9 protein-coding genes and 1 pseudogene are annotated in these 12,107 nt (G+C 49.5%); all 10 read left to right on the top strand.

Going from position 1 to position 12,107, the window contains the following annotated elements; all coding sequences use genetic code 11:
- Nucleotides 1–60: 60 nt before the first annotated feature.
- Nucleotides 61–392: pseudogene (locus tag OC597_RS13555) on the top strand (hypothetical protein); the annotation flags it as partial.
- A 47-nt stretch (nt 393–439) separates the two neighbouring features.
- Nucleotides 440–790 (top strand): hypothetical protein, encoded by a 351-nt coding sequence (locus tag OC597_RS13550; protein ID WP_146751344.1) that lies wholly within the window; start codon nt 440–442, stop codon nt 788–790.
- 1,459 nt (nt 791–2,249) lie between these two features.
- On the top strand, nt 2,250–3,215 hold the full coding sequence (locus tag OC597_RS13545; RefSeq protein ID WP_261142147.1) for a type VI secretion system protein TssA: 966 nt from the start codon (nt 2,250–2,252) through the stop codon (nt 3,213–3,215).
- A 22-nt stretch (nt 3,216–3,237) separates the two neighbouring features.
- Nucleotides 3,238–3,792 (top strand): type VI secretion system contractile sheath small subunit, encoded by a 555-nt coding sequence (gene tssB, locus OC597_RS13540; protein WP_112347642.1) that lies wholly within the window; start codon nt 3,238–3,240, stop codon nt 3,790–3,792.
- Complete coding sequence (gene tssC, locus OC597_RS13535) at nt 3,792–5,318, top strand: type VI secretion system contractile sheath large subunit (protein WP_262209118.1); 1,527 nt, start codon at nt 3,792–3,794, stop codon at nt 5,316–5,318. Before tssB ends, tssC begins: the two co-directional genes overlap by 1 nt.
- Nucleotides 5,319–5,554: 236 nt before the next feature.
- A complete protein-coding gene (locus OC597_RS13530) occupies nt 5,555–6,079 on the top strand; it encodes an Hcp family type VI secretion system effector (RefSeq protein ID WP_112347641.1) in 525 nt (174 codons plus the stop codon).
- 81 nt (nt 6,080–6,160) lie between these two features.
- On the top strand, nt 6,161–6,607 hold the full coding sequence (locus tag OC597_RS13525) for a type VI secretion system baseplate subunit TssE (RefSeq protein WP_262209115.1): 447 nt from the start codon (nt 6,161–6,163) through the stop codon (nt 6,605–6,607).
- An 11-nt stretch (nt 6,608–6,618) separates the two neighbouring features.
- Entirely contained in the window at nt 6,619–8,460 is a 1,842-nt protein-coding gene (gene tssF, locus OC597_RS13520) for a type VI secretion system baseplate subunit TssF (protein ID WP_112347639.1), read from the top strand.
- Entirely contained in the window at nt 8,453–9,481 is a 1,029-nt protein-coding gene (gene tssG, locus OC597_RS13515; protein WP_262209113.1) for a type VI secretion system baseplate subunit TssG, read from the top strand. Before tssF ends, tssG begins: the two co-directional genes overlap by 8 nt.
- A gap of 16 nt (nt 9,482–9,497) precedes the next feature.
- Nucleotides 9,498–12,086 carry a type VI secretion system ATPase TssH gene (tssH, locus tag OC597_RS13510; RefSeq protein ID WP_262209111.1) on the top strand — a complete coding sequence of 863 codons (2,589 nt, stop codon included), beginning with the start codon at nt 9,498–9,500 and terminating at the stop codon, nt 12,084–12,086.
- Nucleotides 12,087–12,107: the final 21 nt, after the last annotated feature.

Here is a 12,107-nt window from a genome sequence, read left to right as displayed (position 1 = left end):
TTTTTTGTTTCGTTGAGATAATGGGAGGTTTGCGCTGGGTTGGTGACCGTATCCCGGGCGGAACCGATGACTGCGAACACCGTCAAAAAAGTAATTCGCGTGATGGTTTATGATACCAAGGTTGAAATTTGGAAACGTATTGTCAACGCCTTGGTTTTTGACCGGATTTCAGAACGATGACTTGTAGTTCGTTGATTGAGTTGGGGTTGTGGTCGAAGGATGCGGTAGAGCGGCAGATGAGCCATTAGGAGCGTAACTCTGTACGGGCGGCCTACATCCATAAGGCGGAGCATCTTAGAGAGCACAGGCTAATACTGCAGTGATAGGCTGATTATCTGGATGCGAATCGGGAGATGGCGGTTAGCCCGTTTGATTTTGCTAAATTGATTTGAGATTGACTTTCATCGGCACCACCTTTATTCAGGTGGCCAAATTCACTATGCCACTACAGGGTCAATCTACTGGGTTAAATATTGAACTTAAACCTGGGCAAACAGTAGTTATCGAACTAGTGGCGACGCGTGGAGTATCGAAAATGTATTATGATTATAGCGCATCATTAAATGGTGTGGCCGCTCTTAATTATAACCCAACGCATAATAGTAGGCATTTTTATGGTGTCAATGACCCACAATTAATGAGCAGGATTAAAATCCCAAACAATCATCATGCGTTTCAAGAAATTGAAATTATAAGTTTTGCGAAAGCAAGAATAAATGTTAAGGATCAATTATCAGATGAGGTTATTAGAGTATTCAATACGGAAGAGTTAACTTTTGGTGAAAGTTAATTATTTACAATTAAGACAATGCACTAGGTTAACTCTGGTGCATTATCCTCATATGAGATTACTTCATAATTGTATTAGGATTGTGTTGCAATGACTAATAATTCAGTGGTGTCAGTACAATAATGGATGCTAAATTAAGGAGTGTTTGTATTTAGTCAAGAATTTCATTGAAAAATAAAATATGAAGCCGTGAAAATATTAACAAGCTGGGGGCTACCCTGTTTATGCGGTTGTGACACGGCTTGGTGTTTCTACTAGCAGCCTTTACGCGTGGGCAACACGTTACCAAAAACCTGATCCACAGCGTAAAAATGATGATACCCTTCAGCATGAAGTAAAACGCCTAGGAAAGAAATTAAGCGGATGAGGATTGGGTATTTTAAGGCCGTTGCATACTTTGCAAGGCCGTCAAGACGAAGTACGCCGTCATTAAATAAATGCTGTCTTTATATGTTGTTCACTAATTGTGTCTGGTTCTTAGCCACCATTACAGCTGTTATGAAAACTGGCTAAAGTGGCCTAAATGTTTGCGTGCTAGGAAAAAGGAGCACTAAACAGTGCTGCATTAAAAAATGCAGCTTGAAAGTATTAGGTAGTGACATGACTTATATAAGGATGCATGAGGGGGGCTGTTGTGCACAATCTCTTATCGTTCCGGGCTATCTGCTGGCGTATGGGTGGGCGATGATAGCAGAGTTGGTTATGGATACCTTTGTTGATGGATGTATGACGACGTAAACTAACTGTGAAAGTATTAACCTATTCAAACCAGGATTCTCAATAAAAGGATGAAAGATGTCAGCATTTTCTTGTGGCTAAAAAACAGCATTAGTTACGTAGGTAATTTACATAAAAAGTGGCGGAAGAAAGTTTTTCCCAGTGGCTGAAACTAGAAAGCATAAAGAAAAGGAACCCTAAAAATAGAGAAGGAGATAAAAAGTAGTTATTAGATTATGCTGAGGTTTATTATAATTATAGACGTCGGCATCGTACCTGTGAAGATTAAGTCCTGCAGTTTATTAAAGCGATTGGTATATGGATATGGGATCGTCTAAGGAACTCGGATCTATTCATAGAAACCATCAATGTTTCAATAAATATTATTGAAATATTGATTTTTTTATTAATGTTTTTAGTTAGATTAATCTTGTTCGGGATAATATATCACACTTAATTAATTTAATAGTATTTTTCACTGGTCATGTGATTCATGTTGACTTTATGTATCTTATTGTTTTTTTTGATTTAAATAATATTAAATTGCATTTTGATCGCTATCGTCGATCGTCAGGTTTTTTTTGATAGGTAAAACCTATTAATATTTGAAGTATTAATACATCTAAACAATTTGTGTGCAGGGTGGTTAACAATTACTCTGTAGTAAATCTAGGAAGGATTGGTGAACATAGTAGGTTCACTTTGCACAGTTGCAACAACTGAGTGAAAAGGATGACAGACAATGAATGAAGTCACATCTAATGAGATAAATGGTGTCGAGTTTGACCCTCACTATAGTGAGATAGAATTTACCCTGTCAGAATATGATAGTGAAACCGATCCGCTGAATGCTTTGGATAGCGCCCGTGATGTTAATTGGCCTGCTATTCGCGAGCAGGCCACAGCGCTGCTTGAACAGTGTTTTGATTTGCGTGTCGTACTTTGGCTTATGCGTGCAAATCTTCATATCGATGGTTTTTCGGCCTTTTATCTGGGAATTGCGCAAATAGATAAGAAATATTCTGATGAAGGGGTAACTATTTTCCCGCAGGCCGATATCGACCAATCCGCGGGCAGCAATCATGCCGCTGCATTAGGTTGGCTCGCCACTTCATCCTGTCTGCACGAAATCAAAAATAGCCGCATTTATCCCGATAACTCGCTAACAATAGATGAATTTCTCAATTTTCGCCTTGTTGAGCAAGAGGGGAAATATCAGCATTTCTCTGAAGCGGTTAAATTGATTGGCCAGACCAATGCCTACTTTTCCTCGCGTAGTATACCCTCGTTGCAGCAACAATTGACGTTGCAGTTGGAGGCTTTGGAGCGGGTGGAAAATTACGCCAATTTGCAAGCGGAAGACTATCGATTGGATTGTCGCCAGGTCCGGGATTATTTTCAGACGCTTATCCGTTTGCTGAGCTCTCTTGAACAGCAGGAATTACCGCATGCTGACGAGGAACTGTCGTCCGATATAGCGGGTGAAGAAGTAAATATAGCTAACGGGAATAAATATATTCGTTCCAGGCAGGATGTCATTTTATTGTTGGACCAGGTGCTGGATTACTTCCAGAATTATGAGCCAAGCCATCCCGCTCCTATTCTTATCAGACGCTCGCAAAAAATGATTGGCATGGATTTCGCGACGATAGTTGAGGAACTCTTGCCTGAATCTCTGGCATCGTTAAACCAATTGGCTGGGAAGTGATTTTTTACAGAGGAGTTTTCCAATGGCTAAGGACTCAAGCTCTCAAAAGTTTATTGGCAAGAATAATGCGCCCCGTGTGCAAATTGAATATGACGTTGAACTTTATGGTTCACAAAAGAAGGTTGAGTTGCCTTTTGTGACTGGGGTTATGTCCGACCTCTCCGGACATCGGAAAAAACCTTTGGCGCCCATTGAGGAACGGAAGTTTCTGACTTTCGATCAGGATAACTTCAACGATCGCATGCGAGCAATTAGACCTCACCTGCAGTTTTACGTTGAGAATACCTTAAGTGAAGATGATTCATTGCTGGATGTTGAGCTGGAGTTCGAGTCCATGGATGATTTTTCTCCGGGGGCGATTGCCAAAAGGGTTCCTCAAATGCAGCGACTTCTGGAGGCCAGAGAGCACCTTACTGAATTAATTACTTATATGGATGGGAAATCAAGCGCGGAAGAAGTGGTGAAAAACCTGCTTGAGAAGCCGGATTTCCTGCATCGCCTGGTGATGGATGCACGCAAAACGGTGGCAGACGCAGAGCAGGATGCACAGGATACCGGCAATAAAGGAGAGGCGTAATGGGAGCGAGGCAACGACGCTATACGGCAAAGCAGCAGGCTACCGCTGTTGTCGAGATAGAAAAGAGCGAGGTGGAAAATGAGCTGGACGGCTTGCTTAAACGCTCTTTTCGCCCGAGAACGAATGAAGCTTCGGAGGCGGTGCGCCGGGCCATCGGCACGCTGTCGGAATACGCCAATCGCGGCAAGGTAAAGGTGAGCCACGATGTGGTATTGACCATCGAGTTGCTGATTGCCCAGATCGACGAACAGCTTTCAGAGCAGATGAACAATATTTTGCATCATCCGGAATTCCAGAAGCTGGAATCTGCATGGCAGGGCCTGAGTTATCTGGTGGACAATACCAACGTTAGCGAGACGCTTAAAATTCGCGTGCTTAACATCAGCCAGGATGAGTTGACGCGTAATTTGCGCCGTTACCGTGGTGCGGCATGGGATCAAAGCCCAATCTTCAAGCAGATTTATGAGCAAGAATATGGTCAGTTCGGCGGTGAGCCCTTCGGCTGCATAATCGGCGACTTCGAGTTCGACCACAGCCCGATGAGCGTAACCTTGCTGACGGAGTTGGCGAAAATCTCCGCCGCATCGCATTGCCCATTCATTTCCGCTGCGTCGCCGTCGCTATTGCAAATGAGCAAGTGGAACGAACTGGGGAATCCGCGTGATATTGGCAAAATCTTCACGACGCCGGAATACGCCTCATGGCGGCGTCTGCGGGAAAGTAATGACTCGCGTTATTTGGTTTTGACCATGCCGCGTTTCCTTTCGCGTTTACCCTACGGGGCTAAAACCAACCCGGTGGAGGCGTTTGCTTTTGAAGAGTCTGTCCGGCCTGGCGTGGATGACGATTTTTCCTGGGCGAATTCGGCGTATGCCATGGGGTTGAATATCAACCGTGCTTTTCACGAGTATGGTTGGTGTTCCAAAATCAGGGGGATCGAGTCCGGCGGTTCGGTTGAGGAATTGCCTGCCTATGCGTTTCCTTCTGACGAAGGCGGTTATGAGCTCACTTGTCCGACTGAGGTGGCGATTTCCGACCGAAGGGAACAGGAGCTGTCCGACGCGGGCTTTTTACCCCTGGTGTATCGTAAACATTCAGACTTTGCGGCTTTTATCGGCTCATGCACGATGCATGCCCCGGCGAAATATGAGGATCCCGATGCAACGGCTAACGCTAAACTTTCATCTAGATTGCCTTATATTTTTGCTACGTGTCGCTTCGCGCATTATTTAAAATGTATCGTGCGAGATAAAATCGGTTCGTTTCGTTCCCGAGACGACATGCAGCTTTGGCTGAATGACTGGTTGATGAATTATGTCGATGGAGATCCTTCGGTATCCACAGAGGCAACAAAAGCGCGCCGTCCATTAGCTGCCGCGGAAGTTCGCGTCGAGGATGTCGAAGACGATCCTGGATATTACCGAGCACATTTCTATTTACGCCCTCATTACCAGTTGGAAGGCATGACCGTATCCTTGCGACTGGTGTCCAAACTTCCGTCAGCTAAAAAGGATGGGAGCAGATAAGTTACGGCTGGTCATTGATTAGGATATTGCCAACGCCAATTATTACGGCGGCTAGTATGTTTTAATATCATATTAAGATTTGTAGGCGTGGTGAATTTATTTGCTGCGAGCATCTTTACCTTAATATTTAAATAAACGTTAACATTGCTATTGTGATGATAGCGGAGGCGATGTCCGAACTTATCTGAATCAACTTTTAACTTAATGAGTTAGACTTATCAGTCAAGGAGACAAAAATGAGTACTAAAGCTTTAGTAGACTATTTTTTGAAGATTGAAGGTGTTGATGGTGAATCACCTGATCAAACCTATCCAGGATGGATTCAGCTGCAGGCCTGGCAATGGGCTGAAGAAAATGCTGGGCGCTGGGGATATGGCAGTGGTGGCGGTTCTGGCAAAGTGGAGATGAAAGACTTTGAGTTTCGAATGGTTAGCAACAAGGCCTCGCCGAAGCTTTTCCTCATGTGTGCTACGGGTGAGCATATTCCTCAGGCGAAACTGGTCTGCCGTAAATCAGGTCAGGGGCAGCAGGACTTCATGGCCGTCACCTTCAGCAACTGCCTGGTTTCGTCTTTCAAAACCGTTGGCAATATGCCGCTGAACTCTACGGTTGGCGCCGAAATTGATACCGTGCTTCCGACAGACGTTATCAAACTCAACTTTGCCCGTATCGAAGTTGAGTATAAAGAGCAGAATAATGATGGCTCCATGGGGGCGGTAATCAAGACGGGTTATGATCTCAAGCTTAATGCCCGTATCTAATTATTGATGAAATAACATTAATTGCAGGGTGTCTGCCCGCATTATTGCGGGCAGACATAGCCAAATATAATGAGGCGGCAGATGAAAGCGTCATTGCCAATGTTATTCGATAAACTCAGCACGAAAACTCAGAGCACTGGTCCGGATAAATGGCGGAAGGTTATAGTGCGCGATATAGAGTTTTTGCTCAATGATGCGTCGCGCAGCGCCGATCTGAAACTTTATGATTACAGGCACTGTGAAAACTCAGTGCTCAATTATGGTTTTCCTTCGCTGAGCCAACGGATACCTATTAGCACCGATCCTTTAACCTTAGCGAAACATATACAAAGAATCATTACCTCTTTTGAACCTCGTTTGGATCCGAAAACGATTCGTGTCGTGCCGGCGGTTAATGAACGTCAATCTTATGTTCTGGCCATTTTATTTGACATATACGGTACCTGCTCATTACCGGGCGATGAGATGTTAGTGAACTTGCGCATTGCGCTTGATTATTCATGTGGTGCTGTTCGTGTGTTTGATTAGTAGGGGGAATTATGTTCAGTGAGCGCTTTCTTCAATTATATAATGATGAACTGCGTTACTTTCGCGAGGCCGGGCGTCAATTTGCGCTGTCTCATCCGCAGGTAGCCCAGCATCTGGGAATGCATATCGACGGTGTGCTTGATCCCTTTGTCGAACGCCTGCTGGAAGGCTCGGCTTTTCTCTGCACGCGGGTTCAAGAAAAGCTGAACAATGAGCAGCCTGAGTTTGCATTGCAGATGCTTTCTCGTTTGGCGCCTCTCTGGTATACGCCGGTTCCCTCTATTGCGACCATCGCCATCAAACCCGATCTGTCTTTCCCTCAGTGGCACAGTCAGGTTGAATTGCCGCGTGGAAGCAAGCTCACGCTTAACGATGCGTCGCTGAATAATAAGCCAGCCACGTTTACCACTGCGCGCCACATCAAAGTACAGCCGATTGAGATTGCGTTGGCCGAATGCGAAGTTTTACCGCCGCATCATTTGCCAGCCGGCGTGGCTCGGCATTTGAAAGACGGTTCTGCACATGTGCGGCTGCGCCTGACGACTCACGGCGTACTTTCCCTCTCTGCGCTCGACCTCGAGCCGTTGCACCTGACGTTGGCGGAAGAAACGGTGCGAGTGAATCAGCTTATGGCAACGTTGCTTAACCATACTTTACGTATAGTTTTATGGGCGAAAACGGATGATCAACCAGTGATTAGCGTGCTTTCACCGGCGAGTTTGCGCCTGGGCGGCGTAAGCGAAGATGAAGCGCTGCTGCCGGTGGCGGTGGGGGAACTGCCGGGTAGCCGGTTGATGCGTGAATATTTCGCTGCCCCAAGCCGTTTCTTCAGCCTGGAGCTGTGCGGCGTTCGGGATTTCCTGCTGCAATGCGAACGGGTACATGAGTTTGAGGTGTTGTTCGTGCTTGAGCAGCGCCCGCTCCCTTTGATTGGTCGCGTCCACGCCAGGGATTTTCACCTTTTTGCGACCCCGGTCATCAACCTGTACCGTCGTTATTGCTCGCCGCTGCAACTGACGGGGGAGAAAACGGAACATCAGCTGGTCGTCGATCGTCTGAATACCTCTTTGTACGAGATCCATAGCGTCAAGCAAGTCAAGGGTATGATGCCGGACGGCAATCCGGTGATTTTTTCATCGTTGCAGGCAGATACGTATTTTGACTGTGAACGCGAGCCTGCCGGATACCAGCTGCGTCGCCGGCGTGAGCCTTCGCCATCCAAATATAACAATCTGCATTTGCCCAACGAGGATACGTTCATCTCCATCTCGCCAGGCAAAAGCGGTATTGATATCGACGCTCTGAGCTCGCTGAGCGTTGAGGCGCTGGTGTGCGAGCGCCACCTTATACCGGCCCATCTTCAACAGCCGCATTTTATGCTGGAAACAGCGATGCCCGTGCACCAGGTTGAAATTGTGCGCCATCCGACCAATCCCATCGCGGTGCCGAACATAAGCCAGGCTTGGCAGGCCGTTCAGATGCTGGCGATGAACCCCTTGCGCTATGCGCGCCCCGAAGTGCAGGACTGTTCGACGCTGTTGCGCGACTGGCTATCGCTGTTTTGCCACCCGGACGACGTCAGCCAGCGCAGGCGCATCGCCAGTATCAAGAACGCTTCGGTAGATCACCATTTTGAACGCTACCAGGGGCGAGGGCCGTTGGCATGGATCCGAGGCGCTGAAATCAGCGTCAACCTGAGCGTCAATCACCACGCCGACCACGGCGCTTATCTGTTCGGTAAGGTACTGCACCATGCGCTGAGCCACTATGGCGATTTGAATCAAACGTTAAGCATGATGCTGATGCTTGATGGGGAAACTCACGCCAACTGGGGGGCTATCTATCATGGCTGACATGCCGCTGGCGCAAAAAACGGTGCTGACGTCGGCACAGCAGTCGCCGCCGAATCACCTGCGCGAAAAGGTGGGGGCCGCGGAAATCAAGGGGCTGTCCAAGCGGCAGGATTTCTTCGAGTTATTGCGGCGGATAGAGCGCGCGCAACAGGATGCGCCACGCCTGGGTATGACTAACGATCGCAGCCGCGAACGCCTGAGTATCACGCAGCCCGCCGATATGGCCTTCGCTTCGCGCGAGATAGTCGATATTGAGCAGCGTCCGCCGCAAGTACTGATCAAAGCCCGACACTTCGGCATGTTTGCACCTTATGGGCCTTTGCCGATCCATATGACGGAACATGCGCGCACCGAAGTCATCGCTAGGCGAAATCAGGCATTCCAACAGTTCGTCGGCATTATGAGCCAGCGTTTCGCCGTGCTGCACTATCGCGCCTGGTCACAGTTGAATGCGATGATCGGCCATGACCATGCCGATCACCAAAATCCGTTCTTGCTTCATTTGCGGCAAACCTGCGGGGTGAACCCGGGCCTGGCGGTGAATACGCATATTCAACGGCTGCGCGAGGCTTATCCTGGCGTTTATCTGCCGGGGCGTCGTTCTCTGAAGCAGCTTAACCAGATGTTGGCGGCCTATTTTTCCGTGCCGATCGAGGTCACGCCGCGCTACGCCAAATGGATTGACGACGGTAAAAAGGCCGACAGCCAGAAGATGGGGTGCCTGGGGGAAACGCGCGTCGGCAGCCGTTTTTTTGATGCGCAATATGGCGCGCATATCCAGATTGGCCCGTTGGCGGCACCGCAATATCAGCAGTATCAGCGCGGCAGCCGGCGGCTTCAGGCGCTAGTGAGCATTTGCCATGACTTTATGAGCTATCAGCTGATGCTCGATATCAGTCTGCTCATTATCACTGAACCGGGAATGGCGGCGCAGTTGGGCGGCAAATCTCTGAGCAAAGATGGCTGGTTGAAACCTAAAGCAGGGATGTTTAGGCAACTGGTCTACCAATCACCAACTTAATATAAGGATGATTAAGGTGTATCAACGTGAACGTCTTTTCTCGCGATTAGGGCATTTTGCTTATCAGTCTTTTGTTGAGGCAACCAAACTGTGCCGTACTTTTCGGCATGAGTATGTGGAGCTTGAACATTGGTTGAAGGTGCTGGTGGATAAGGAACGCGGCGATCTTCCGCTGATATTGGCGCATTACGAGGTCAATATTCAGCGCATCAGCGATGCGCTGGATCGTATCCTCCATACCCTGCCTAACCGCACCAATGCGGTAGTGGACCTGTCCGCGCAGTTAGAAACGGTAGTGGAAAGGGGGCTGTTAATGAGCCAACTTGCCGAGTTTCCGGGCGGCGGGGTACGCACTATCCATATCCTGGTCGGCATTCTGCAGGACGCCACGCTGCAGCGCGGGTTATACCGGTTGAGCGATGAATTTAAAAAGCTCCCCATTCCGCAGGTTTTTGATGATTACCCGTCTCTTTTGGCCAATTCAGTCGAGCATGAAGAGATAGAAGAGATCGCCGAGGGGGAATATCGCGGCGATGCTTCAGGTTCCGCAGACGGTGGAGACATTCTCGATCAATGGTGCGCCGACCTGACTCGCCAAGCGCGCGCCGGCGAGATCGATCCGGTTATCGGCCGCGAAGCGGAGCTGCGCCAGGTGATTGATATTTTGCTCCGTCGTAGGCAAAACAACCCTATTTTGGTCGGGGAAGCGGGGGTGGGGAAAACCGCCGTAGCCGAGGCGCTGGCCTGCAAGATCGCCGCGGGTCAGGTACCGCCCTTGCTGCAAGGCGCGCGTTTGCTGTCACTGGATCTGGGGCGAATGCAGGCTGGTGCCAGCATGAGAGGCGAATTTGAATCGCGTCTCAAAGCGCTGATTGATGCGATTACCCGTTCCGGCGTGCCGGTGATCCTGTTCTGTGATGAGGCACATACGCTGGTGGGCGCAGGCGGCCAAACCGGTACGGGCGATGCCGTCAACCTGCTTAAGCCGATGTTGGCGAGGGGAACGCTGCGTATGGTGGCGGCGACAACCTGGTCGGAATACAAACAATTCATTGAACCCGATGCCGCTCTCACGCGTCGTTTCCAATATGTGCTGGTTTCCGAGCCTGACGAAGAAAACGCGGTCAACATGATGCGTGCCATTTCACCGCATTTTGCACGGCACCATAACGTCATTATTCGCGAATCGGCGTTGCAGGCTGCGGTGCATCTGTCGCTGCGTCACTTACCGTCGCGCCAGTTGCCGGATAAAGCCATCAGCCTGTTGGATACCGCCTGCGCACGCGTGGCACTGAGCCAGCATGCCCAGCCGGAAAAGATTGAGTCTCTGGAAGCCAGTCTGGCGGTCATGCAAACCGAGGTGAACAGCCTGCAAGATGAGGTCAGGTTTGCTGGCCAGGCGCCTAACCGCATGAGTGAGTTGCAGAATGCGATTTTCGCCAAGGAGCAGCTTCTGGCCGGATTACGTCGGCGGCAGGAACAGGAACGGCTGGCGGTGACGCAACTGCGGGAGGCGGAGCAGCAGCAACCTGACCGGTTGCCGCTGTTGGCGGAGCAATTGGGTGAACTGCAGGCGGGCGATCTGCCATTGGTTTACCCCTGGGTGGACGATCGCGTCGTGGCGGAGGTGCTTTCGGACTGGACCGGCATTCCCACGGGGCGCATGTTGCAAAACGACCTGGACAACGCGCTCAATCTCAACCGATTGCTTGAGCGACAGATATTCGGCCAGACGACGGCGATCAATGAGATCGCGCAGGCGGTGCGCATTTCTCGCGCCGGCATTCAGGCGCACGATCGGCCACTGGGTGTTTTCATGTTGTCCGGTCCGAGCGGCGTCGGCAAGACCGAAACGGCTTTCGCTTTGGCTGAAGCGATGTATGGCGGGGCGCATAACCTGATCGTGTTCAATATGAGCGAGTTTCAGGAGTCTCATACCGTTTCCACCTTGAAGGGCGCGCCGCCCGGTTATGTCGGCTACGGCAAAGGCGGCAAGTTGACTGAGGCGGTGCGGCGAAAACCCTACTCCATCGTGTTGCTCGACGAGTTCGACAAGGCGCACCCCGATATACACGAAGTGTTTTATCAGGTCTTCGACAAGGGCGTGATGGAGGACGGCGAAGGCCGCATGATCAGCTTCCGTCAGTGCTTTATTTTGATGACGTGCAATGTCGGCGCCGCCGAAATAGAAGCCACGCTGTCAGAAACGCCGGATCTTAAAACCGAAGCATTACGCCCGATGTTACATGACGCTTTGGTGCGTGTTTTCCCGCCGGCTCTGCTGGCGCGCATGAATATGATCCCTTATGTGCCGCTTTCCATCGAAGCGATTACCCATATCGCCGCGAAACAGATTTCCCGTTTACAACAGCGTTTGCAAAAAGAAGTGGGCGTTTCTTTGGTGCTGGAAGGCGATATTTCCGGTTGGATAGCCCAGCGTGTCAGCACGCACCCATCGCGCGGCAGAGCGGTTGAGTCGCTATTGCAACAGGCTATTTTACCGCCGATCAGTAATGAAGTGCTGCAGCGCAAACGTACGGGACAGGAACTGAAAAACATCCAACTCATGGTCGAGAACGAAAGTTTGAGTGTTTATTTCGACTGATTTTTAATTTTTCCCGTTGGC

Origin of the sequence: Serratia proteamaculans (assembly GCF_946227095.1) — a bacterium.
GTDB classification, from domain to species: Bacteria; Pseudomonadota; Gammaproteobacteria; order Enterobacterales; family Enterobacteriaceae; genus Serratia; species Serratia proteamaculans_E.
This window is presented reverse-complemented; position numbering and strand designations above follow the sequence as displayed.